The sequence below is a fragment of the Sphingomonas sp. genome, from assembly GCF_030145815.1.
In the GTDB taxonomy this organism is placed as follows: Bacteria; Pseudomonadota; Alphaproteobacteria; order Sphingomonadales; family Sphingomonadaceae; genus Sphingomonas.
The window spans coordinates 1-22,726 of record NZ_JAIXHL010000038.1 but is presented as its reverse complement, the minus strand read 5'-3'; the positions used below and the strand labels follow the sequence as shown (position 1 = coordinate 22,726).

The 22,726-nt window shown below is 66.1% G+C and carries 27 protein-coding genes; 11 read left to right on the top strand and 16 right to left on the bottom strand.

Going from position 1 to position 22,726, the window contains the following annotated elements:
- Positions 1-222 precede the first annotated feature (222 nt).
- The 6 genes from rpoN to KYX69_RS21080 form a co-directional block, all read right to left on the bottom strand.
- On the bottom strand, positions 223-1,728 hold the full coding sequence (gene rpoN / locus KYX69_RS21105; protein WP_300501219.1) for an RNA polymerase factor sigma-54: 1,506 nt from the start codon (positions 1,726-1,728) through the stop codon (positions 223-225).
- Between the two features lie 119 nt (positions 1,729-1,847).
- The gene (gene lptB, locus KYX69_RS21100) at positions 1,848-2,624 is read right to left on the bottom strand and encodes an LPS export ABC transporter ATP-binding protein (RefSeq protein ID WP_300501218.1); all 777 of its coding nucleotides are present in this window, start codon (positions 2,622-2,624) and stop codon (positions 1,848-1,850) included.
- Positions 2,625-2,728: 104 nt separating this feature from the next.
- Positions 2,729-3,205, bottom strand: coding sequence for an LptA/OstA family protein (locus tag KYX69_RS21095; RefSeq protein ID WP_300501223.1), 477 nt, complete (start codon positions 3,203-3,205; stop codon positions 2,729-2,731).
- Between the two features lie 82 nt (positions 3,206-3,287).
- Positions 3,288-3,929, bottom strand: coding sequence for an LPS export ABC transporter periplasmic protein LptC (lptC, locus tag KYX69_RS21090; RefSeq protein WP_300501216.1), 642 nt, complete (start codon positions 3,927-3,929; stop codon positions 3,288-3,290).
- Between the two features lie 47 nt (positions 3,930-3,976).
- On the bottom strand, positions 3,977-4,597 hold the full coding sequence (locus KYX69_RS21085) for a ribonuclease D (RefSeq protein WP_300501215.1): 621 nt from the start codon (positions 4,595-4,597) through the stop codon (positions 3,977-3,979).
- A 45-nt stretch (positions 4,598-4,642) separates the two neighbouring features.
- On the bottom strand, positions 4,643-5,437 hold the full coding sequence (locus tag KYX69_RS21080) for a TerC family protein (protein WP_300501213.1): 795 nt from the start codon (positions 5,435-5,437) through the stop codon (positions 4,643-4,645).
- Between the two features lie 202 nt (positions 5,438-5,639).
- On the opposite strand from KYX69_RS21080, the gene KYX69_RS21075 reads away from it, so the two are divergent.
- Together KYX69_RS21075 and KYX69_RS21070 are read left to right on the top strand one after the other, a co-directional pair.
- Positions 5,640-6,446 (top strand): cold-shock protein, encoded by an 807-nt coding sequence (locus KYX69_RS21075; protein WP_300501211.1) that lies wholly within the window; start codon positions 5,640-5,642, stop codon positions 6,444-6,446.
- A gap of 11 nt (positions 6,447-6,457) precedes the next feature.
- Entirely contained in the window at positions 6,458-7,270 is an 813-nt protein-coding gene (locus KYX69_RS21070) for a glutaminyl-peptide cyclotransferase (RefSeq protein WP_300501209.1), read from the top strand.
- A 3-nt stretch (positions 7,271-7,273) separates the two neighbouring features.
- Here the strand turns inward: KYX69_RS21070 and KYX69_RS21065 are convergent, their stop codons facing one another.
- Entirely contained in the window at positions 7,274-8,266 is a 993-nt protein-coding gene (locus tag KYX69_RS21065; RefSeq protein ID WP_300501208.1) for a DUF1176 domain-containing protein, read from the bottom strand.
- A 67-nt stretch (positions 8,267-8,333) separates the two neighbouring features.
- Between KYX69_RS21065 and KYX69_RS21060 the strand changes: the two genes are divergently transcribed.
- Positions 8,334-9,203, top strand: a complete 870-nt coding sequence (locus tag KYX69_RS21060) for a 3-hydroxybutyryl-CoA dehydrogenase (RefSeq protein ID WP_300501206.1) — start codon at positions 8,334-8,336, stop codon at positions 9,201-9,203.
- Here the strand turns inward: KYX69_RS21060 and KYX69_RS21055 are convergent.
- Genes KYX69_RS21055 through KYX69_RS21045 form a run of 3 tightly spaced genes read right to left on the bottom strand, consistent with a single transcriptional unit; the run spans position 9,170 to position 11,614 of the window.
- Positions 9,170-9,529, bottom strand: a complete 360-nt coding sequence (locus KYX69_RS21055; protein WP_300501204.1) for a multidrug efflux SMR transporter — start codon at positions 9,527-9,529, stop codon at positions 9,170-9,172. The genes KYX69_RS21060 and KYX69_RS21055 overlap by 34 nt on opposite strands.
- Positions 9,526-10,299: a MerR family transcriptional regulator gene (locus KYX69_RS21050; RefSeq protein ID WP_300501202.1), complete on the bottom strand. Its 774-nt coding sequence runs from the start codon at positions 10,297-10,299 to the stop codon at positions 9,526-9,528. The genes KYX69_RS21055 and KYX69_RS21050 overlap by 4 nt, the downstream gene beginning before the upstream one ends.
- A 46-nt stretch (positions 10,300-10,345) precedes the next feature.
- Entirely contained in the window at positions 10,346-11,614 is a 1,269-nt protein-coding gene (locus KYX69_RS21045) for a nucleoside transporter C-terminal domain-containing protein (protein ID WP_300501201.1), read from the bottom strand.
- Between the two features lie 115 nt (positions 11,615-11,729).
- Between KYX69_RS21045 and KYX69_RS21040 the strand changes: the two genes are divergently transcribed.
- Positions 11,730-12,368 (top strand): queuosine precursor transporter, encoded by a 639-nt coding sequence (locus KYX69_RS21040; RefSeq protein ID WP_300501199.1) that lies wholly within the window; start codon positions 11,730-11,732, stop codon positions 12,366-12,368.
- A 16-nt stretch (positions 12,369-12,384) separates the two neighbouring features.
- Here the strand turns inward: KYX69_RS21040 and KYX69_RS21035 are convergent, their stop codons facing one another.
- Together KYX69_RS21035 and KYX69_RS21030 are read right to left on the bottom strand one after the other, a co-directional pair.
- A complete protein-coding gene (locus KYX69_RS21035) occupies positions 12,385-12,756 on the bottom strand; it encodes an ammonium transporter (protein WP_300501197.1) in 372 nt (123 codons plus the stop codon).
- Complete coding sequence (locus KYX69_RS21030) at positions 12,756-13,046, bottom strand: autorepressor SdpR family transcription factor (RefSeq protein WP_066659238.1); 291 nt, start codon at positions 13,044-13,046, stop codon at positions 12,756-12,758. Before KYX69_RS21030 ends, KYX69_RS21035 begins: the two co-directional genes overlap by 1 nt.
- A 91-nt stretch (positions 13,047-13,137) precedes the next feature.
- On the opposite strand from KYX69_RS21030, the gene argB reads away from it, so the two are divergent.
- From argB to KYX69_RS21005, 5 genes are all read left to right on the top strand, one after another.
- Positions 13,138-14,037, top strand: a complete 900-nt coding sequence (gene argB / locus KYX69_RS21025) for an acetylglutamate kinase (RefSeq protein WP_300501194.1) — start codon at positions 13,138-13,140, stop codon at positions 14,035-14,037.
- Between the two features lie 95 nt (positions 14,038-14,132).
- Complete coding sequence (locus tag KYX69_RS21020; protein WP_300501221.1) at positions 14,133-14,429, top strand: YggT family protein; 297 nt, start codon at positions 14,133-14,135, stop codon at positions 14,427-14,429.
- On the top strand, positions 14,426-14,737 hold the full coding sequence (locus tag KYX69_RS21015; protein ID WP_300501192.1) for a DUF167 domain-containing protein: 312 nt from the start codon (positions 14,426-14,428) through the stop codon (positions 14,735-14,737). The genes KYX69_RS21020 and KYX69_RS21015 overlap by 4 nt, the downstream gene beginning before the upstream one ends.
- Entirely contained in the window at positions 14,727-15,602 is an 876-nt protein-coding gene (gene folD, locus KYX69_RS21010) for a bifunctional methylenetetrahydrofolate dehydrogenase/methenyltetrahydrofolate cyclohydrolase FolD (protein ID WP_300501190.1), read from the top strand. Before KYX69_RS21015 ends, folD begins: the two co-directional genes overlap by 11 nt.
- A 135-nt stretch (positions 15,603-15,737) precedes the next feature.
- Positions 15,738-17,897 carry a TonB-dependent receptor gene (locus tag KYX69_RS21005; RefSeq protein WP_300501188.1) on the top strand — a complete coding sequence of 720 codons (2,160 nt, stop codon included), beginning with the start codon at positions 15,738-15,740 and terminating at the stop codon, positions 17,895-17,897.
- Positions 17,898-17,990: 93 nt separating this feature from the next.
- Here the strand turns inward: KYX69_RS21005 and ung are convergent, their stop codons facing one another.
- Positions 17,991-18,668 carry a uracil-DNA glycosylase gene (ung, locus tag KYX69_RS21000; protein ID WP_300501186.1) on the bottom strand — a complete coding sequence of 226 codons (678 nt, stop codon included), beginning with the start codon at positions 18,666-18,668 and terminating at the stop codon, positions 17,991-17,993.
- A gap of 45 nt (positions 18,669-18,713) precedes the next feature.
- Here ung and KYX69_RS20995 point away from each other — a divergent pair, with 45 nt between their 5' ends.
- Positions 18,714-19,085 (top strand): tRNA-binding protein, encoded by a 372-nt coding sequence (locus KYX69_RS20995; RefSeq protein WP_300501184.1) that lies wholly within the window; start codon positions 18,714-18,716, stop codon positions 19,083-19,085.
- Between the two features lie 134 nt (positions 19,086-19,219).
- Here the strand turns inward: KYX69_RS20995 and KYX69_RS20990 are convergent, their stop codons facing one another.
- The 3 genes from KYX69_RS20990 to ubiG all read right to left on the bottom strand — a co-directional run bounded on the left by KYX69_RS20990 (position 19,220) and on the right by ubiG (position 21,260).
- Complete coding sequence (locus KYX69_RS20990; protein ID WP_300501182.1) at positions 19,220-19,783, bottom strand: hypothetical protein; 564 nt, start codon at positions 19,781-19,783, stop codon at positions 19,220-19,222.
- Positions 19,780-20,433 (bottom strand): hypothetical protein, encoded by a 654-nt coding sequence (locus KYX69_RS20985; RefSeq protein WP_300501181.1) that lies wholly within the window; start codon positions 20,431-20,433, stop codon positions 19,780-19,782. Before KYX69_RS20985 ends, KYX69_RS20990 begins: the two co-directional genes overlap by 4 nt.
- A gap of 92 nt (positions 20,434-20,525) precedes the next feature.
- Positions 20,526-21,260, bottom strand: coding sequence for a bifunctional 2-polyprenyl-6-hydroxyphenol methylase/3-demethylubiquinol 3-O-methyltransferase UbiG (gene ubiG / locus KYX69_RS20980; protein ID WP_300501179.1), 735 nt, complete (start codon positions 21,258-21,260; stop codon positions 20,526-20,528).
- A gap of 60 nt (positions 21,261-21,320) precedes the next feature.
- Here ubiG and KYX69_RS20975 point away from each other — a divergent pair, with 60 nt between their 5' ends.
- Complete coding sequence (locus tag KYX69_RS20975) at positions 21,321-22,580, top strand: aspartate kinase (protein ID WP_300501177.1); 1,260 nt, start codon at positions 21,321-21,323, stop codon at positions 22,578-22,580.
- Positions 22,581-22,726 lie beyond the last annotated feature (146 nt).

Below are 22,726 nucleotides of genomic sequence, written 5' to 3'. Positions count from 1 at the left end.
ACGATCCCGAAGGACTTCTTCGCGCGGTCGGCGGCGACGGCATTGCTGGCGGCGCGGATGTTCGACCGGGAATTGGGGGCGATTGCGGTGGAGGCTGGGCGTTAGACCGACGCTATCGCTCCCCTCCCGCTTGCGGGAGGGGCTGGGGGAGGGCGTGTCCGCAGGCGACGTCGGAGAGGCGACAGGCCCTCCCCCGCCCCCTCCCGCAAGCGGGAGGGGAGTTTACGCCCCCTCCAGCGCCTTTTGCCGGCGCCGCTGAACCGAGCTGCCGATACCCATCGCCTCGCGATATTTCGCCACCGTGCGGCGGGCGATGTCGAAGCCCTTGGCGTTGAGCATCTCGACCAGCGTGTCGTCGGACAGGATCTTGTTGGGGTCCTCGGCCTGGATCAGCGCGCGGATCGCGCTCTTGACCGCTTCGGCCGAGACCGCGTCGCCGCCTTCGGATGACTGGATCGCGCTGGTGAAGAAATATTTGAGCTCGAACAGGCCGCGTGCGCAGGACAGATATTTGTTGCTCGTCACGCGGCTGACGGTCGATTCGTGCATTTCGATCGCGTCGGCGATCTGGCGCAGCGTCAGCGGCTTCAGATGGCTGACGCCGTGGCGGAAGAACGCTTCCTGCTGCTTCACGATCTCGCTCGCCACCTTGATGATCGTGCGCTGGCGCTGGTCGAGCGCTTTCACCAGCCAGTTGGCGCTGGCGAGCATGTCGGACAGCCACGCCTTGCTCGTCTTGTCCTGCGGACCCGCCGACACTTCGGTATAATAGGCCCGGTTGACCAGCACGCGCGGGAGCGTCGCGCTGTTGAGTTCGACCGCCCAGGCCGCGCCGCGCTGGGCGACGAAGATATCCGGCGTGACGGCGGGCACAGGCTCTCCGCCATAGCGGCAGCCGGGCTTGGGGTCGTAGCTGCGCAGTTCGCGGATCATGTCCGCCATATCCTCGTCATCGACGCCGCAGATGCGCTTTAGCCGCGCGAGTTCGCCGCGTGCGAGCAGGTCGAGATTGGCGATCAGCGCCGCCATGCACGGGTCGTAGCGGTCCGCCTCCTTCGCCTGCAGCGCAAGGCATTCGGCGAGGTCGCGCGCGCCGACCCCGGTCGGGTCGAGCGTCTGGATCAGCGCCAGCACCGCCTCCACCCGCGCCAGCGGAACGCCGAGGCGCGTGGCGATGTCGAGCAGCGAGGCGGTGAGGTAGCCACACTCGTCGATCTGATCGATCAGATGCTGGGCGATGAACAGGTCGGCGCCGTCGATCACCGCGCCGATCTGCGCCGTCAGATGGTCGGCAAGGCTGAGATCGGGGGAGGAAAAGCTGTCAAAGTCCGGGCCGTCCTCGCCCCCTGCCCCGGTGCCAGCCATGCCGAGACCACCGTCGAGCCCGCCGACCGAATCGGCAGCGCTGTCATGGTGGAAGGTTTCGGCGGTCATATCGACATCGAGCGCGGCTTCACCGGTCGCATCACCCGACGTCAGCAATTCGCTCGAATCCGCCGGGCCGTCGCGTTCGATGACCGGCTCCTGCGGGTCGCCGGGCTCGGATACATCGCCCCGCTCGTCATCGCCGCGCCCCGCATCGAGCAGCGGGTTCTTCTCGATCTCCTCGGCGATGAACGTCTCGATCTCGAGGTTCGACAGCGCGAGCAGCTTGATCGCCTGCTGCAACTGCGGCGTCATCACCAGCGATTGCGACTGGCGCAGATCGAGGCGCGGCGCGAGGCTCATGCGATATGCCCGTCACCCCAGCGAAAGCTGGGGTCTCGTGAGGCAACCGCGCGCTCCGAAACCGCAAGACCCCAGCTTTCGCTGGGGTGACGGAAAGAGAGCGTGCGCGTCATCATCGGCTACAGCGAGAACCCCTCGCCCAGATACAGGCGACGGACATTGGCGTCGGCGACCAGATCCTCGGGCGACCCCGCGAACAACACGCGCCCGTCATAGATGATCGACGCGCGATCGACGATGTCGAGCGTTTCGCGGACGTTATGGTCGGTGATGAGGACACCGATGTTGCGCGTCTTCAGTTCCTTCACCAGATCGCGGATATCGGCGATCGAGATCGGGTCGATGCCCGCAAACGGCTCGTCGAGTAGCATGATCGACGGGTCAGCGGCAAGCGCGCGGGCGATTTCGGCGCGGCGGCGCTCACCGCCCGACAGCGCCATTGACGGCGCATCGCGCAGCCGCGTCAGGCCGAATTCGTCGAGCAGCTTTTCGAGCTTACCCTCGCGCGCCGCCTTGTCCGGCTCCGACAGTTCGAGCACGGCGGAGATATTCTTGGCGACCGACAGGCCGCGAAAGATCGAGGTTTCCTGCGGCAGATAGCCAAGGCCCAGGATCGCGCGGCGATACATGGGCAGGGGGGTGATATCGTGCCCGTCGAGCATGATGCGGCCGGCATCGGGCTTCACCAGCCCCATCACCGAATAGAAGCAGGTCGTCTTGCCCGCGCCGTTCGGCCCGAGCAGCCCGACCACCTCGCCGCGCCCGACCGTCAGCGACACATCCGACAGCACCACGCGCTTGTCATAGGATTTGGCGATGGACACCACGGCCAGCCCCGATGCAGGCGGATTGCCCGCGTCGACGGTTTCGGGTTCCAGAGTTTCGACGTCTGCCATGCTGCCCTTCCTGATCGCAGGAGATGCTTAGCGAATCCTCACCATCCAGTCACTTGGCAAGTTTTATGCATGGATGCGGGCGACCATCCGCCCGGAGGATCCGATCAGTTGCGGTCGGGAACGGTAAAGCGCCCGGTGACGCGCCCGCCAGACTTCACCACTGTGCCGTCCGGCGCGCGGGTCGTGCCGACGCCCGACCCGTCTATCGACGCGCGACCGCTGTCGAGGTCAAGAGTGAGCCGACCGCCGCTGACGGTGTTGCCGCCCTGGGTCAGCGTGACATTGCCCAGCATCGTGATGACGCGGCGGTTGATGTCGTACACGCCATATTGCGCGCGCGCCGACTGGTCCGGCCGCGTCACGGTGACGCCGCCCGACGCATCGAAGCGCGAGACCGAGGGCGATCCGTCGATCACTTGGCCCGTATAGCTCACCGTCACGCGCGCGGCGGTGAGCGTCATATTCGCCTGTTTGATGGTTACCCCGCCCGACAGGATCGCGCGGTTGGCGCGGTCCTGCAGCTCGATGCTCTGCGCGTCGAAATCGATCGGCGCGTTCGAGTTATGGCCGGATTGCCCCATCGCCGCCCCCCCGAGCAGGACGGTCGTGGCCAGTGCCGACGCGGCGGCGATCAGAAGCGGGCGAGATGTGCGGTGCACCATGTCACCTATTTGCGCGCTTGGGATCGATCCGCAAGCGGGCATTGCCTTCTATTTTTACCGTGCGCTTGTCGAGATCGGCGGTCATCTTGTCGCCGCTGAAGTTGCCGAGCGGCGTGCTGCCCGAGACATTGCCGGTTCCGGTGAGCTGGCGCGACTTGAGATCGATCGTCGAATCGCGCGTGTCGAGGCGGTATCCGTCGGAGGTGCGGAACTGGATCGGACCATCGACCGCAACCTGTTCGCGCTCCATATCGTAGCGGCCCCGCTCCGCCTTGACCTGTGCCGGACCATCCGTCAGCTGGATGCCGGCGGTCAGGTCGTTGAGCTGAACCACCGGTTCGGCCGAGCTTTTCTGCACCGCCGATCCGGCCTGCAGGACGAACGCCTGCCCCTTGGCGTCGGCACCGCGGTAGCGCGCGGACTGGATGCGCAGCCGCTCGCTCGCGACATCGACCTTGTTCTTGTCGAGCATGAACGACACGTCGCCGCCCATGAACAACGGCGCCATCACCAGAAACGCGCCGAGCACGCCGATTCCGGCGGGCAGGATGCTGAGCAGGGTGCGCACGATGCGGTCATGGCTGCTGCCAGGCCGCGCCCAGCGCTTGCGCCGCGAGCGTTCCTGGACAGCGATCTCAGACATGGGGGCACCCGATGGTTGGGCGGCACCAATGCCGCTGTCCGACAACGTCACGCATGCGCGAAAATATCCGTCTCGGGCCAACCGGCGAGATCGAGGTCGGCGCGATGCGGAAGGAAATCGAAGCACGCCTGCGCCAGCACGGTGCGCCCTTCGCGCTCCAACCGGCGGATCAGTTCCTCGCGCATTGCGTGCAGGTAGCGCACGTCGGACGCGGCATAGTCCTTCTGCGCGTCGCTCAGCACCGGGCCGCCCCAGTCGGACGACTGCTGCTGCTTGCTGATCTCCTGCCCCAGCAGCTCGCGCACCAGATCCTTGAGGCCATGGCGATCGGTATAGGTGCGCACGAGGCGCGAGGCGATCTTGGTGCAGAACACCGGCGCGGCCGTAACGCCCATATAATGGCGGATCGCGGCCAGATCGAAACGCGCGAAATGATACAGCTTCACCCGCGCCGGATCGGCGAGCAGCGCGCGCAGATTGGGCGCGGCATAATCGCTGTTCGGGCCAAACCGCACCAGATGTTCGTCCGGGCCGCCATCGGACAGCTGGACGAGACACAGGCGATCGCGCGGGGTGATCAGCCCCATCGTCTCGGTATCGACGGCGATATCGGCACCGGGGGCGAACACGCCCTCCGGCAAATCTTCTTCGTGCAGGTAAACGGCCATCGCCTGCGCCTAGCCGCTTATGGCTTAACGCTCAATAACCGCGCGTCAGGCCGCGCCCTCGCCCGCACGTTTCTCAGCCCGGCGACGCGAGGCCATGTTCAGCACCTCGACCATCGCCGAGAAGGCCATCGCGGCGTAGATATAGCCCTTGGGCACATGCACGCCGAAGCCGTCGGCGATCAGCACCGCGCCGATCATCAGCAGGAAACCGAGCGCGAGCATAACCACGGTCGGGTTGCGCTTGATGAAATTGGCGAGCGGATCGGCGGCGACCAGCATCACGCCGACCGTCACCAGCACGGCGACGAACATGATCACGATCTCGTCGGTCATGCCGACCGCCGTCAGGATCGAATCGACCGAGAACACCATGTCGAGCAGGATGATCTGGAAGATCGCCGATCCGAAATTCATCGTCGCAACCTGTTTCTTGTCGAGCACGTCATGATCGCTGGGGACCGGATCAATCGTGTGGTGGATTTCCTTGGTCGCCTTCCACAGCAGGAACAGGCCGCCGGCGATCAGGATCAGGTCGCGCCACGAGAAGGCGGTCTCGAAGCTCGGCTCCCCGGTCGGGCCGACCGCGCCCTGGATGCCCAGGTCGAACACCGGCGTCGTCAGCGACACGATCACGAAGATCATCGAGAGCAGCAGGATTCGCATGACCAGCGCCAGGCCGATGCCGATTCGCCGCGCCTTTTGCTGCTGATGCTCGGGCAGCTTGTTGGTCAGGATCGAGATGAAAATGAGGTTGTCGATCCCCAGCACCACCTCCATCACGATCAGGGTGACAAGGGCGGCCCAGGCGGCCGGGTCGACGATCAAAGCTGCGATATCCATGGCGCCTCTCTGCCGTTGCCAACGCTGTCGCGCAAGTATCCGTCGGAACGGTGGCAAATTCGCGACGAATTCGTTCGCGCATCTTCGCGATCTGGTCTATGTCCGACTCCATAGGCGTGTCGCGAACGCCGGGATGCCTGCGCCTTCGTCCGGTTCAGGTCTTCGAATTGAGTATGGGCGAACCGGGAAGACGAACAGGGCAATGAGTTTTGATCGAGGGCGCCGCGGTGATCGCGGCGGACGTGGCAGAGACAAGCGCGACGGCTTCGGCGGCGACGATTTCGGCGGCAGCAGCTATGGGGATCGTGGCGGCTTTGGCGGCGGCGGTTTCGGCGATCGCGGCGGTTTCGGCGGCGGTGACCGCTTTGGTGGCGGTGGCGGCTTCGGCGGCGGCGGTGGCGGTGGCTATCGCGGCGGTGGTGGCGGCGGCGGCTTTGGTGGCGGCGGCGGCGGTGGTCGCGGCATGCCCCCGCAGGTCGTTGGCGAAGGCACCGGCGTCGTAAAATTCTTCAACGCACAGAAGGGATTCGGCTTTGTCGTTCGTGATGACGGCGGCGAAGACGTGTTCGTGCACATCAGCGCGGTCGAGCAGGCCGGCCTGACCGGTCTGGCCGAAGGCCAGCCGCTCGGCTTCACGCTGGTCGATCGCGGCGGGCGCATCAGCGCGACCGACCTGAAGATCGACGGCGAGCCGATGCCGGTCGAGGACCGCGGTCCCCCGCGTGAGCGCGGCGATCGTCCCGAGCGCGGCCCCGGTGGCGGCGGCATGGGCGGCCCGCAGCGTCAGCTGACGGGTGAGAAGGCGACCGGCACGGTCAAGTTCTTCAACGCGATGAAGGGCTTCGGCTTTATCCAGCGCGACGACGGCCAGCCCGATGCGTTCGTGCACATCAGCGCCGTCGAACGCGCCGGTATGCCGACGCTCAACGAAGGCGACCGGCTCGAGTTCGAGCTGGAAGTGGACCGTCGCGGCAAATATGCTGCGGTGAACCTGACGCCGGGCTCGTAAGGACCTTTCCCATGATCCGGTTCGCCGGACGGGGAATCATCGCGGGGGCTGCCCTGGCCATCATGGCCGCGGCAGCCCTCGTCGATTCTGCCCCCGTCGCATCCCAGACGACTGCCGCCCCGGCTGCGGTGCCGGTCGAAGCTGCGCGGGTCCTCGCCACCTACCCGCATGACAGCGGCGCCTTCACCCAGGGGCTGTTCTTCGCCGACGGCGCGCTGTTCGAAAGCACCGGGCAGCATGGCGAATCGGGGGTTCGCGAAGTCGAACTTCACACCGGCAAGGTCCGGCGCGAAGTGCGGCTCGACCCGCACTATTTCGGCGAGGGCAGCACCAGCTGGGGCGACACGATCGTCAGCCTGACCTGGAAGCACGGCAAGGCGTTCCGCTGGGACCGCAAGACGCTGCGCAAGATCGGGGAGTTTTCCTACCCCGGCGAAGGCTGGGGCCTCACCCAGGACGGCAAGAGCCTGATCCTGAGCGACGGCACCCCCGAACTGCGCTTCCTCGATCCCCTCACCTTCGCCGAGCAGCGGCGGATCACCGTCACCTATCAAGGCCGCCCGATTCGTCGGCTCAACGAGCTGGAAGTTGTGCGTGGCGAGATCCTGGCGAATATCTGGCATCAGGACCTGATCGTGCGGATCGACCCGGCAAGCGGGGTGATCATCGGCGTCATCGACCTGCGCGACCTGGCCGCCGCCGTGCCGGTGACCGACCCGGAAGCGGTGCTCAACGGCATCGCCTATGACGACAGGACCGGGAAGCTCTACGTCACCGGCAAGAACTGGCCCTCATTATATGAAATCGCGCTGCCGGGGCGGTAATCGCTATTTGGCGATCGCCTTCGCCCGCCACACGATCAACCAGTTGGTCGATCCGCGACACTCACCCATCGCGCGCGCTTGCGTCAGGCGAAAGCGGATGCCGTCCCAGACATAGGTTTCCGCGCTCCCGCAATCGCCGATGCCGCGGCCCTTGGCATAGCTGCCAAGCTCACCGGTCTTCGCGTCGAATCCGGCATTGACCAGCATCGGCGGGCCATCACCGGTCCAGCCCGGCGAGGAATCGAACGCAGCGACCTGCACCTTGCCGGCCTTCACCACATAGGGGACGGTCGAGAAATTATACGCACCGGCCCCGCAAGGGACGAGCACCAGCGTCGCCCCGCCACCCAGCGCATGGCGCTCGACATCGGGGCGTGATTCGCCTTCGTAATTCTCGGCACAGTCCGATTGGGTCCAGAGCTGATTGAGAAGTGCGGGGGACAGAGCCACCGGGGTTCCGGCGGCGCGGACCGATGCGATCACCGGCAACGAAGCCGCCGCCGGGACCGCGCTGGCGGGCTTCGCACCTTTCGCGACCGCCGCACTGACCGTCCCTACCCTGCCCTGTTCTGCGTCGATGAAGCGCAGCGATGCGGAGGAACCGGTGAGGGAGATGCGCCCGAGCGCCTTGCCTGCGCCGTCCCGGACGACCACCGCCTTGCCATTGGCCATCGCTGCGATCAGCGATGCGGCCGGTGCTCCGGTCAGTGCATCCCCGCGCCAGATCGCGTCAGCGGGCGCACCCTCAACCTTCAGCGCCACGCCTTTCGGTGCATCCTCGCCGATCAGCTCGATCGACCAGCCACCGTTCGGCCCGGCGTCGCGCGTCACCGCCATCTGCCAGCCATCGTCGGACCAGTCGCCGCCTTCGGGCTGAAGCGAGGTCATCTCGCACCGCTTCACATTGTCACAGGCGACGACCCAGTCGCCAAAGGTCTTCATCGGCCCCTGTTGCGGGGCGGCCTGGGCGAGTGCGAGTGCGGCAAGGATCAGCATGGCGCGCATCCTAGCGCTTCACGGCCCGAGTCGGTAGGAGGCGCGCAGTAAATTGAGGGAGATGGTGATGAAGACGGTTGGCGTGATCGGCGCGGGGCAGATGGGGGCGGGCATCGCCCAGGTGTCGGCGCAGGCGGGCTATCGCGTGCTGCTGTCCGATATGGATGTCGAACGCGCCGAAAAGGGTAAGGCAGGGATCGCCAAGCAGCTCGCGCGTGCGGTCGAAAAGGAAAAGATCACCGCCGATGCGCGCGATGCCGCGCTCGCCAATATCGAATGCGTCGGCGGGACCGATGCGTTTGCCCCGTGCGACCTGGTGATCGAGGCCGCGACCGAGCGTGAGGAGATCAAGCGCAGCATCTTCGCCAATGTCGGCAAGGTGTTGGGGGACACCGCGATCCTCGCCAGCAACACCTCGTCCATCCCGATCACCCGGCTGGCGCAGGCCGCGCCCGATCCCGCGCGCTTCATGGGCGTGCATTTCTTCAATCCGGTGCCGGTGATGGGCCTGATCGAGCTGATCCGCGGCCTTGCCACGAGCGACGCGACGGTCGCGGCGGTCGAGACGTTCGGCAAGACGCTGAACAAGCGGATCGTCCACGCCAATGACGCGCCGGGCTTCATCGTCAATCGCGTGCTGATGCCGTTCCTCAACGAAGCGTGTTTCGCGGTGGGTGAGGGCGTGGCGACGATCCCCGACGTGGATGCGGCGATTCAGCTGGGCCTCAACCACCCGATGGGGCCGTTCACGCTGGCGGACTTTATCGGGCTCGACACCTGCCTCGAAATCACCCGTGTGCTGTTCGAAGGCACGGGCGATCCGAAGTTCCGCCCCGCCCCGCTGCTGATCAAATATGTCGAGGCCGGCTGGTATGGGCGGAAGATCGGGCGCGGTTTCTATGACTATTCGGGCGCGGAGCCGGTACCGACGCGCTGAGGTTCGGCGGGGGTCGAGAGGTTGAGGCCGACCGCCCCCACCGCAATCAGCGCGATGAAGCCGATCTGGGCGGGCGTCAGGCTCTGACGGAACAGGAACACGCCGATCAACGCGACCAGCGTAATGCCGACGCCGGACCAGATCGCATAGGCAACGCCCATCGGAATGCGGGTAAAGGCGAAGCCGAGCAGCCAGAAGCAGATCGAGTAGAGCATGATCGAGGCGATGCCAAAAAGCGGGCGACTGAACCCGTTGGACGCCTTGAGCAGGCTGGTCGCCGCAACTTCAAAAGCGATGGCAATCGCAAGCAAAACCCACGCGTTCATTTGACTTCTCCCGTCATGCGCGCCGCAGCGGCAAGCTTGATGAAATCCCACACCTGTTTGCTGAAGCCCGGATCGACCGTGTCGCCCCATTGGTCCATTTCGTCATACATGCGCGCGACGCCTGCAAAGACCTGGGGCGAGGCAGTGCGCGCGAACGGCTGCAGCAACGTCATCCAAGCATCGACGAAACCCTGTGCCTCGGCGCTGCGGGCGTCCAGCGGTAACGCCGCTTCGATCCGGGCGCCAAGGTCGCGCCACGCCTGCGCATAGGCGGCCTGGTCGAAGCCTGCCGGAAGTGCAGCCCAGCTCTCAGCGAAGTTCTCACGATCCTTCAGGTCCAGATAGCGTGCGGCGATCGTCGCCATGTCGGCGGCATTGACCGGCTCTTCGCCCGTCCTGATCAGCGCGCACAGCGTAACGATGTCGATCTGTTCTCCGCGATCGATGCGCCCACGGACCGAGAGCAACAGCGCGCGGGACGTCGCCAACTCGGCCGCCTGCGCCTCCAGCGTGGCGATGCGCGTGGCGATCAGCGGGCCGAGATCGAGTGGCCCCCGGGCGAGCATCGCGGCGATGTCCTTGAGCGGAAAGCCCAGCCGCTTCAGCGCCGTTGCGGCGTTCAGCCGGGCAAGGTCGTCCGCGCGATAGACCCGACGCTGGCCGGTGGTGCGCAGCGGCGCGACGATGCCGCACTGTTCGTAGTGCCGTAACGCGCGCAGCGACAGCCCCGTGCGCCGCGCAACCTCACCAATCTCCATCCGATCACTCATGGGTAGTACCCTACCCGCTGACGTTACGTCAGGAGCAAGCGCTAATTCACGGCAGCATCAGCCCCGCCAGCGCCGCGCTGAGGAGGTTCGCGAGGCTGCCCGCGAGCAGCGCCTTGACGCCCAGCTTCGCGATCATCGGGCGCTGGTTCGGCGCGAGGCTGCCGGTCGCGGCCATCTGGATCGCGATCGAGCTGAAATTGGCAAAGCCGCACAGCGCAAAGGTGATGATCGCGGTGCTGCGCTCGCTCAGCCCCTGGGTCTGGCCGAGGTTGAGGAAGGCGACGAATTCGTTGAGCACCATCTTGGTGCCGAACAGGCCGCCAGCTGCCGCCGTCTCGTTCCACGGAATACCGACCAGGAACATGACCGGCGCGAACGCCGTGCCGATCACGCCCTGAAAGGTCAGTTCGGGATAGCCGAACAGCCCGCCGACCGCGCCGAGCAGACCGTTGGCGAGCGCGACCAGCGCGACGAACGCCAGCACCATCGCGCCCACCGCGACCGCGATCTTGACGCCGGTCTGCGCGCCCATCGCGGCGGCCATGATGATGTTGGCGGCGCGTTCCTCGTCCACTTCATTCTCGACTGCGCGGATCACGGCCTCTTCGCCGTCGATCAGCGTATCGTCGAGCGGGAGCTCCTCCGCCTTCACCACCGGTTCGTCGGGCATCATGATCTTGGCCATCAGCAGCCCGCCGGGTGCGGCCATGAAGCTGGCGGCGAGCAGGAACTGGATGTTGATCCCCATCGCGGCATAGGCGGCGAGGATGGTGCCCGCGACCCCGGCCATGCCGACCGACATGATCGCGAACAGCTGCGACGGGGTCAGGCTGGCGAGATAGGGGCGGATGACCAAAGGCGATTCGCTCTGGCCGACGAAGATGTTCGCGGCCGAGCACAGCGATTCGACCTTGCTGACCCCGGTCACCTTCTCGATCGCGCCGCCGATCCAGCGGACCAGGAACTGCATAATCTTGAGGTGGTAGAGCACCGACACGAGCGCGGCGAAGAAGATGATGACCGGCAGCGCGGCGATCGCGAAGCTATGGCCGCCCACTTCGGGCCGGGCGAGCGGACCGAAGATGAAGTCGGTGCCCGCCTGCGCATAGCCGAGCAGCGCGGAGACGCCCTTTGCCATCCCCTCGATCGCGGCACGGCCGGCGGGGACATAGAGCACGAGGAAGGCGATCCCCGCCTGAAGCGCAAAGGCCGGGCCGACGACCCGCAACCGAATCGCGCGCTTGTTCGAGGAGAGCAGGAAGGCGATCGCGAGAATCGCGACGATGCCGAGAATGCCGATCGGAAGATTGTTCAACTAAAGGACCCCTTCGTGCCGCGTCTGCGCGCGGCGTTCCGGGGTGGCACCATAGCGCGCGTTTCGTTCGCCGCTAGGTGCTTCCGTATCGCGTGAAACCGCGTTACGCAGCGCAATGACCACACCGGCTCCGCTGACGCGCTCGCTCTTCGTCCTTTCGATCTTTTACGGCGGCATGGTCTGCATTGCGGGCGTGCTGGGTAACAAGCAGGTGGCATTGGGGCCGCTGGCCGTGGAGGCGGGGATCTTTGCCTTCCTGCTGCTGGTCGCGGTGTCGAGCGCGATTGCGGAACTGCACGGGCGGGTAACCGCGAACCAGCTGGTGCGGTTCGGCTTCATTCCGCTGCTCGCCTCGATGCTGTTGTCCTGGCTGGTGTGGGCCCTGCCCGCTTCGCCCAAGATGGGGCCGGAATATCGCGACGCGATCCAGCTGATCCTGGGGACGACCTGGCGCATCTGGGGCGCGGGAATCGTCGCCTATGGCGTATCGCAGACGCTCAACGTCACCATCTTCAGCGCGATGCGCGGCGGCGAGGGCAGCAAGATGCTGTGGCTGCGCGCCGGGGTCGCGGGCATTCTCAGCCAGATCGTCGATACGCTGATCTTCATCACCCTCGCCTTTTACGGCGAATTCCCGATCGGCCCGCTGCTGGTCGGCCAGCTGATTTCGAAGATCGCGCTGTCGGCGCTGCTGGTGCCGGTGCTGATCTACGCCTTTGTTGCGCTCGGGCGGCGACTGGACCGGGCGGCCTGACACCCGCCCGCGCGGGTCAGGCCCGCGCCTTGGTCCGCAGCGACTGGCAATAGCCGATCGTGATCGCGAGGCCGGCAAGGATCGCCCCGCATCCGACGAATACCGCCGTCTGGATCGGCAGCACCGCAAACGCCCCGGCGTAGATCAGGCCGCTCACCGCCATCGACCAGCCGCCGACGCGGTGCACCTTGCGCGCAAGTTCGCTGGGGACGAACCGCTTGGGCATCATGTTACCGAACCACGCGACCATCAGGCCGGTGGCGCCCAGCACGACGCGAGTCACGGTATCCTGATCGACATATCCGGCACCGCGCGCCGAACTCAGGCCCAATGCTAGCACGACGATGCCGACGCCCCAGGCGAGGCTGACCTTGGTTTCGCTGTTCATCATGCACGCTCCTTGTCGGGCGCGGACGATCCGCTGCCCCCGAATGAATCGACAAAGCCCAGCAGCGCTTCTTCGAGCACCGAGAGCTTGAGGTGATAGATGACCGACTTGCCCGCCTTTTCGGCGTGGACGAGGTCGGCATCCTTCAGCACGGCGAAATGCGCCGACATGGTAGGCTTGGACACGTCGAACTGATCGCTCAGGTCGCCCGCGCTCATCGGCCCCTTGCGCAGCAGTTGCAGCACGCGGCGCCGGGTGGGGTCGGACAATGCCTTGAAGACCATGCTCATGATTCGTCGTTTAGCTAATTATCGAATTGAGTCAAGCCCAATGACCCACGCATCGCTTTGCCAGCGGCGCGAGTCCCGCTAAGGGCGCGGGATGACCGATCACGCACCCGATCCCGCGATGCTGGCCAAGGCCGAGACGCTGACCGACGCGCTGCCCTATATGCAGCGGTACAAGGGCAAGACGTTCGTCGTGAAATATGGCGGCCACGCGATGGGCGATCCCGAGCTGGCGCGCGATTTTGCGGAGGATGTGGTGCTGTTGAAGGCGGTCGGGATCAACCCGGTCGTCGTGCATGGCGGCGGGCCGCAGATCGGGTCGATGCTCAAGCGCCTCGGCGTCGAATCGCAGTTCGTCGGCGGCCTGCGCGTCACCGACGCCGAAACCGCGCGCATCGCCGAAATGGTGCTGGCCGGTTCGATCAACAAGGAAATCGTCAGCTGGATCGGCGCGGCGGGTGGCAAGGCGCTGGGCATTTCGGGCAAGGATTCAGGCCTGGTCACCGCCAAGAAGGTTCAGCGCGACGCCGCCGATCCGCTGCAGGGGATCGAACGCCATGTCGATCTGGGGTTCGTCGGCGAGCCGGTGGCGGTCGATGCGTCGGTGCTGACCACACTGAGCGAGCAGGGATTCATCCCGGTGATCGCGCCGATCGCGCTGGGTGCGGACGGCCATACCTACAACATCAATGCCGACACCATGGCCGGGGCGATTGCGGGAGCGCTCGGCGCATCGCGCTTCTTCCTGCTGACCGATGTTCCCGGCGTGCTGGACAAGGACAAGCAGTTGCTGACCGACCTCGACCCGGGCCGGATCAGGGCGCTGAAGGCCGATGGCACGATCAGCGGGGGGATGATCCCCAAGGTCGAGACCTGCGTCGCCGCGGTCGATGCGGGCGTGGACGCCGCCGTCATCCTCGACGGGCGCATCCCGCATGCCATGCTGCTCGAGATTTTCACGACGCAGGGCGCGGGCACCTTGGTCCATCGCTGAGCCGTCTTATATTACTACCACAGTTGCCGATATTCGCCATTTTCCTCTAGAAAAGCGGCATAACACCGGAGGCCCGATTGGACCCGTTTCTGAACATGCTCTTCGGGATCGTGCAGATCCTGCTCAATGCGCTGTGGTGGGTCATCGTGATCCAGGCGGTGCTGTCGATCCTGATCTCGTTCAACGTGATCAACGACTATAATCAGTTCGTGAACACGCTGTGGCGCGGCCTCAACACGCTGACGGAGCCGATCTATCGTCCGATCCGCCGCATCCTGCCCGATACCGGTCCGATGGATTTCGCGCCGTTCGTGGTGCTGATCCTGATCGCGATCATCAACTATGCGGTGATCCCCAACCTCGCCATGGCGCTGGCCAGTTCGGCGGCGTGAGCCTCCCCTGGCGGGAAGCGCCGCCGGGCCTGATGATCGCGGTGCGCGCGACGCCGCGCGCATCGAAGAGCGTGTTGCTCCGGGGAACGCCCGAGCATCTCGCCGCGCGCATCGCCGCGCCGCCGGTCGAGGGCGCGGCCAACGCGGCGCTGATCGAGCTGGTCGCCAAGACGTTCGGCGTGCCCAAGCGCGCCGTGACGCTGATCGCCGGGGACACGGCGCGGATCAAGCGCCTTGCCATTACCGGCGATCCCAAGACGCTGGCGGGAATCGCCGCATCGCTCTATGGCGCGAGCCATGAGCGCTGAGATCATCGACGGCAAGGCATTCGCCGCCAATCTGCGGGCCCGAGTGGGCGAGGCTGCGGCGGCATTCGAAGCAAAGGCGGGCCGCAAGGCGGGCCTCGCCGTGGTGCTGGTCGGCGACGACCCCGCCTCCGCCGTTTATGTGCGCAGCAAGGGGAAGGCGACGGTCGCCGCGAATATGGCGAGCTTTGAGCACCGCCTGCCAGCCGATACGACGCAGGACGCGCTGATCGCGCTGGTGCAGCAGCTGAATGCCGACGCGGCGGTCGACGGCATCCTCGTCCAGCTCCCCCTGCCCCGCCATCTGGACGAGCAGGCGGTGGTCGCGGCGATCGATCCGAACAAGGATGTCGACGGGCTGACCCCGGTCAGCGCCGGACGCCTTGCGCTCGGCATCGACGGGCTGGTGCCGTGCACCCCGCTCGGCAGCCTGATGCTGTTGCAGGACCAGCTCGGCGGCCTCTCCGGCCTCGACGCGATCGTGATCGGTCGATCGATCCTGGTCGGCAAGCCAATGGCGGCGCTGCTGACGGCGGCGAACTGCACCGTCACCCTCGCCCATTCGCGCACCCGCGACCTCGCCCATCATGTCAGCCGCGCCGACATCGTCGTGGCGGCAGTGGGCCGGGCGGGCTTCGTCAAGGGCGAGTGGCTGAAGCCCGGCGCGACCGTCATCGATGTCGGCATCAACCGCGTCGACGGCGCGCTGGTGGGCGATGTCGAATTCGACAGCGCCGCTTCAGTCGCGGGCGCGATCACCCCGGTGCCGGGCGGGGTCGGGCCGATGACCATCGCCTGCCTGCTGCGCAATGCGCTGGTCGCGGCGTATCGCAACGCGGATATCGAGTTCGACGCCGCCGCGCTGTGATCGCGGACTGCGCCCCCAAGAAGTTTGGCCGCAGCCACGCTACCTGTCGCGGCAGTGCAACAAATTCCCTCTTGTGACGTTGTATCATTGCACTTAAGAGTCCGCGCAAATTCAATTCAGGGAATTTGCGTAGCCATGAAGTTCAGCACGATCCTGCTCGCCACGAGCATCCTCGCCGCCCCCGCCTTTGCCCAGACCAGCGACCATGCCGAGCGCGACCGCTCGAGCCGCAACCCGGTGCATGGCGAGACGGTCGAGGAAGTGGTGATCAGCGCGCCGGGCGTCGAGCGGCTGGACCTGCTCGCCGGGACGTCGGTCGTCACCGGCGACGAGCTGGTGCGCGACATTCGCGGTCAGATCGGCGACTCGCTGACCCAGCTTCCGGGCGTGTCGGCCACGTCGTTCAGCCCGGGCGCGTCGCGTCCCGTGCTGCGCGGGTTCCAGGGCGAGCGCGTGCGCGTGCTGACCGATGGCCTCGGCACGCTCGACGCATCGAACACCTCGACCGACCATGCCGTGTCGATCGAGCCACTGACCGCCGAGCGCATCGAAGTGCTGCGCGGCCCCGCCGTCCTGCTGTTCGGTAGCCAGGCGATCGGCGGCGCGGTCAACGTGCTCGACCGCCGTATCCCGCGCGCGGTGCCGGAGAATGGTTTCCATGTCGACGCGATCGGCGCCTATGGCTCGGCAGCAGACGAGCGCGGCGGTGGCGCGGCGGTGGACTTCGCCATCACCCCACAGATCGTCGCGCATATCGACGGCAGCTATCGCAAGAGCAACGATCTGCGCGTCGGCGGCTATGTGTTGAGCGCGCCGCTGCGCGCCGAGCAACTCGAGATCGCGGAAGAAGAGACCGACGAGGGCAATCTGGACGAAGCGGCCGAGGCATTGGAAAATGCCAACCGCCGCGGTCGCCTGCCCAATAGCGGGACGCGCACCTATTCGCTCGGCGGCGGCATCGCGCTGATCAACGATGGTGGCAGCCTGGGCTTCTCCGCCGGCTATTACGACACCAACTATGGCGTTCCGGCCCGGCCCGGTGCGCATCACGATCATGGCGCACCCGGCGCGCCGGTCGAGGAAGAAGGCCCGGTCACGATCGGCCTGCAGCAGTTCCGCGCCGACATGCGCGGCGAAGTGAAGATCGGCGGCGGGCTGATCGATGCGCTGCGCGTGCGCGTCGGCTATTCGGACTATGAGCATACCGAGTTCGAAGGCGATGAGGTCGGCACGGTCTTCTATAATGAAGGCTTTGAAGGTCGCCTCGAATTGGTTCAGGCGAACCGCAACGGCTGGCGCGGCGTGACGGGCTTTCAGGCCTTTACCCGCAACTTCAACGCGGTCGGCGCCGAAGCCTTTGTGCCCAAGAATGTGACCGACCAGTATGGCGTGTTCACGCTGCAGGAAGTCGATCTCGGCGCGATCGGGCTGGAAGGCGCGCTGCGCTACGAGCACACCCGCGTGCGCTCGAACACGGTCAAGCTCGATCTGGACGAGGATGGTCCGACCGCGCCGTTCGACCGCCGCTTCGACGCTTTCTCCGGCGCGATCGGCCTGTCCTATGCGGTCGCGCCCGAAGTGAAGGTCGGGTTCAACGTGTCGCGCGCGGTCCGCGCGCCGTCGGCCGAAGAGCTGTTCTCCAATGGCCCGCATATCGCGACCCAGGCCTATGAAGTCGGCAACCCCAATTTCCGCACCGAAAAGAGCTGGGGCGGCGAAGTCTATGCGCGCGGCGTCGCGGGGCCGGTGCGCTTCCAGATCACGGGCTATGCCAACTGGTTCGACGATTACATCTATGAAGTCGCGACCGGCGACGAGATCGACGAGCTGCCGGTGTTCCAGTTTTTCCAGTCGGATGCCCGCTATCTGGGCGTCGAGGGTGAAGTGTCGACCACCTTCATCGACGGCGGCGAGGGCGGCTTCTCGCTCGGCGGCAATCTGGTCGCCGACTATGTGAATGCCGAGCTGGGCGATGGCAGCGCGGTGCCGCGCATCCCGCCGTTCCGCGTGCTTGCCGGCATCGATGCCAGCCAGGGCGCATTTGGCGGCCGGGTCGAGGTCGAGCATGCCATCCGCCAGACCCGCGTCGCGGCATTCGAGACCGAGACCCCGGCCTTCACGCTCGTCAACGCGTCGCTCACCTGGCACCCGCTGGGCGAACAGCGCGAGACCGCGATCATCCTGTCGGCGAACAACATCTTCGACGTCGATGCGCGCCGCCACGCCAGCTTCACCAAGGATTTCGTGCCGCTCCCCGGCCGCGACATCCGGGTGTCGGCGCGGTTGAGCTTCTGATTTAACGCCGTCGCCCCGGCGCAGGCCGGGGCCGCCAGGTTTGAGCGGATCTCTTCGCCACGTGGCGGCCCCGGCCTACGCCGGGGCGACGGCTCATATTGGCGGGAGCGCCCAGTCGATCTCGCCGCGCCCGTGCGCGCGCAGAAACGCGTTCGCCTGCGAAAACGGGCGCGAGCCGAAGAACCCGCCATGCGCCGATAGCGGGGAGGGGTGGACCGACTTCAGCACCAGATGACGCGGATCGACCGACGCCGCCTTTTTCTGCGCATGGCTGCCCCACAGCATGAACACCACCGGATCGGGCAGCGCGTTGACGTGCGCCACCACCGCGTCGGTGAACCGCTCCCAGCCGCGCCCCTTGTGCGACGCGGCCAGCCCCATCTCGACCGTCAGGCAGTTGTTGAGCAGCAGCACGCCCTGCTTCGCCCAATGCTCTAGAAAGCCGTGGCCCGGTGGGTCGATACCGAGGTCGCTTTTCAATTCCTTGTAGATATTGACCAGGCTCGGCGGCACCTTCACTCCCGGCTGGACCGAGAAGCACAGGCCATGCGCCTGCCCCTCGCCATGATAGGGGTCCTGCCCCAGGATCACGACGCGCACGCTCTCGGGCGGGGTCAGGTCGAGCGCGCGAAACCAGTCGGAACCCTTGGGAAAGATGCGCTTCCCCGCCGCCTTCTCCGCCGTCAGGAACGCGCGCAGATCGGCCATGTACGGGCTGTCGAACTCACGCTGGAGCCGGGTGAGCCAGCTAGGGTGCAGCTTCACGGTCATGCACCGGGACTGGTCGAATCCGACCGCCTGTGTCAATCGCACGCGATGCACATGACCCACGCCGCCAACGCCCCCGCCGCGCCGCAGATCGACTTCGACCAGTTCCTCGCGGTCGATATCCGCGTCGGCACGATCATCGCCGCCGAGCCGTTTCCCGAAGCGCGCAAGCCGGCGTTCAAGCTGACGATCGATTTCGGCCCGGCGATCGGGATCAAGCGCTCCTCGGCGCAAATCACCGAACATTACACGCTGGACGACCTGCCCGGACGGCAGGTCGCGGCAGTGGTCAACTTCCCCCCGCGCCAGATCGGCCCGATGATGTCGGAGGTCCTGACGCTCGGCTTCCCCGATGCGGAGGGGAAGGTCGTGCTGTTCCACCCGAGCGTCCCGGTGCCCAATGGCGGGCGGCTGTTTTAGAGTTGGATTCAGCTGCGTTGAATTCCGGCACCGGCCCGCTCCCTCTCCCGGCCACCCAGCGGTAGCATCATATGGGTGGCCGGGTGGGGGAGCGGGCCTGTGCCGCAGCCGTTTCAGCTTTGCTGAAACTAATTCTAGCGCGCGACTGCGCTGCGAAACTCCGGGTCTTCGAGCAGCTTTTCGACCAGTTGCGAATAGAGCGCGACATATTCGCGCTCTGCCGCATCAATCGCGACCGCGCCGATGAAGGACGAATTCCAGTTCGCCTCGACCCGCAGCGTCTTTTCCATCTTCACTGCGCCGTTTTCGGTAACGCGGAAGGTCGCGGCGAGTGCACCGGTCGCCTGTCCGACCTTGGGGTTCGCCGAATTTTCGATCAGGTCCGCCGAAACCGTGAGCCGCGCATTGGGATCGAGCTTGCCCGCCAGCCGCAATTGCTCGGCCAGCGTCTCGCCGAGATAGGCGGCGAACGAGGTCTTGTTGGGCGGCAGCAGGCGGAAGGCACGCAGGCCGACCGCGCGATCCGAACCTGCCGGCAGATCCGGGCCGAGCCGGAATGCGCCGATCGCCAGCGGCGGGATTTGCGGCGCACTTGCCGCCCGCACGGCGCGCGGCGACGCGGTCGGCGGGGCGGCGGTAGCACTGCACCCCGCCAGCGCGGCGCTCAGCCCCGTCAACAACAGGACGCGGCGGTTCATGCGCCGGGCTGAGCCGGTGCGGGTTCGGCGGGCGCGGCGCCGGCAAAGGCCGGGTCCTGCGCGAGCTGGTTTACGGCGTGCCCGATCCCCTGTCGGACAATGGTCTCGATCCCGATCGTTGCGTTCTTGACCTGGATCAGCTCCGGGCCGGGCACTTCCTTGGTACCCATCGTCAGCCACAGGCCATGCGTCACTTCGCGCCGGATCGGCGTAGCACCGGCGGCGGCGTTATATTCGGCGACGATCAGATAGCCGTCGCGCACCACCGTCTTGGCGAGGCCAAAGGTCAGGCCAGTGACGAAGCCCTTCCCCGCCGCGTCCTTCTGCACGATGTTATCCATAGTAATCGCGAGCATCGCGCCGCCCTCGACCGGTGTTTCCACAACTTCCGAAAAGGCGCCGGATTCGCGGACCAGCTTGAACACCTGTTCCTTGACATATTTGGTCGCCTTGGGGTTGGCCTTCTGGTCGGTGGTGAACTGGAAGATAAGCTGGACCGGGCGCGGCTTTTCGACCTTGGCGCGCTGTTCGGCGCTCACTTCGCCCAGCTTGCTTTCGATATAGAATTTGGCGGCCTGCGCCGGCGCGGCGATCGTCACAGCGACAGCCAACACCGCGCCGATCAGCGCGCGCATCGTTCCAACCAGCATTGCATCCCCCTGTTGTTGCGACACAATTCTGCGGGGCAGCGCGGCACAAAGCAAGCTGGTTTCGGCTGCGCAACGCAGCTGTCGTGCGACCGCTAGCGCCGCCGCGCGGTCAGCAGATAGTTGAGCGCGGTGTCCTCGCTCAAATGAAACCCCGCGCCGGGTGAGAAGCTGAGCCCGCGCAGGTCCGAAACCGCCATGCCAGCATCCTCGAGCAACCCGGTCAGTTCCTCCGGCGTCAGGAACTTGGCGTGATCATGCGTGCCGCGCGGGATCATGCCGAGCCCCTCACCCACCGTGATCATCGCCAGTCGCGACAGCGGGGTGCGGTTGGGGGTCGACAGGATCATCAGCCCGCCCGGTGCCAGCGCCGCGACCAGCCCGCGCACGAACGCCGCCGGATCGGCGACATGCTCGATCACCTCCATCGATGTGACGAGATCGAACTGGCGGCCCGCGACCGCGCTCTCGAACTCCCCGGCGCGATAATCGATGGACAGTCCCGCCGCTGCGGCATGCGCCTGCGCCGCACCGATATTCTCGGGCGCCGCGTCGACGCCTGTCACCGCCGCGCCCATCCGCGCCAGCGGCTCGCACAGCAACCCCGCGCCACACCCCACATCGAGCGCGGTCCGGCCCTTCAGCGGCGCGAAATCGCGCGGGTCGCTACCCCAATGCGCGTCGATTTCCTCACGCACATAGCGCAGCCGCACCGGGTTCAGCCGGTGGAGCATCGCCGACTCGCCCTTGGGATTCCACCAGTCCGCCGCCAGCCGCCCGAAATGTTCAGCTTCACGCGGGTCAATCGTTGCTTTGCTTGTCATCGCCATCCCCCCCTCTTATCAGCGCGCCCACAGCTTCCCAACCGGGACTTTGGGGGACAGGTTCAGATGGCGCGTATCGTGATGAAGTTCGGCGGCACGTCGATGGCCGGGATCGAGCGGATTCGCAATGTCGCCGCGCGCGTGAAGCGCGAATGGGAGGCGGGCAATCAGGTCGCGGTCGTCGTGTCCGCAATGGCGGGCGAGACCGACCGGCTGGTCGGATTCTGCAAGGAAGCCTCGCCGCTCTACGACCTGCGCGAATATGACGTGGTCGTCGCATCGGGCGAGCAGGTGACGAGCGGGCTGCTGGCGATCACGCTGCAGGCGATGGGTGTGCCGGCGCGCAGCTGGCTTGGCTGGCAGCTGCCGATCCATACCAGCAGCGCGCATGCCAGCGCGCGGATCGACACGATCGATACCGATACGCTCAACGCCAGCCTGGCGGACGGCCATGTCGCGGTCATTCCGGGATTCCAGGGGGTGGCCGACGACAACCGCGTCACCACGCTGGGCCGTGGCGGATCGGATACCAGTGCGGTCGCGGTGGCGGCGGCGATGAAGGCGGACCGGTGCGACATCTACACCGATGTCGACGGCGTCTACACCACCGACCCACGCATCGTGCCGCGCGCGCGCAAGCTGACCAAGGTGACGTACGAAGAGATGCTGGAACTGGCGAGCGTCGGGGCGAAGGTGCTCCAGACCCGCTCGGTCGGGCTGGCGATGAAGGAGGGGGTGCGCGTCCGCGTCCTTTCCTCGTTCGAAGACACGCATGACGAGGAAGGCCATCGCGGCACGCTGATCGTCGGCGAAGAGGAGATCAACGACGTGGAACGGCAGGTTATCACCGGCATCGCCGCCGACAAGAACGAAGCCAAGGTGACGCTGACCAACGTCCCGGACCGGCCCGGCGCGGTCGCGCATATCTTCGGCCCGCTGGCCGAGGCGGGGATGAACGTCGACATGATCGTCCAGAACGTCGCGCACGCGACCGGGTCGACCGACGTGACCTTTACCGTCCCGCGCGCCGAACTCGCCCGCGCGCTCGACGTGCTGAATAAGGCCAAGGCACCGATCGGCTATGACGATCTGATCCACGATACCAAGATCGCCAAGATCAGCGTGGTCGGGGTCGGCATGCGCAGCCATGCGGGTGTCGCCGCGACGATGTTCGACACGCTGGCGGATCGGCGGATCAACATCCTCGCCATCACCACCAGCGAGATCAAGGTGTCGGTGCTGATCCACGAGGACGAGACCGAACTCGCGGTCCGCGTGCTGCACACCGCCTATGGGCTGGATGCGCCGGAGGACGAGGCGGCGTGATCAGTTAGGCTGCGGCACCGGGCGCCCCCCCCCCCCCCCCCCCCCCCAACACGACGTTTTTCTCCAAAGATCGCGCGTCCTACGATTTTCCTTTAAATTTTTTCTGGGAGTCCTTCAACACTTAAGATGCTCGGGTTCTAACGTAC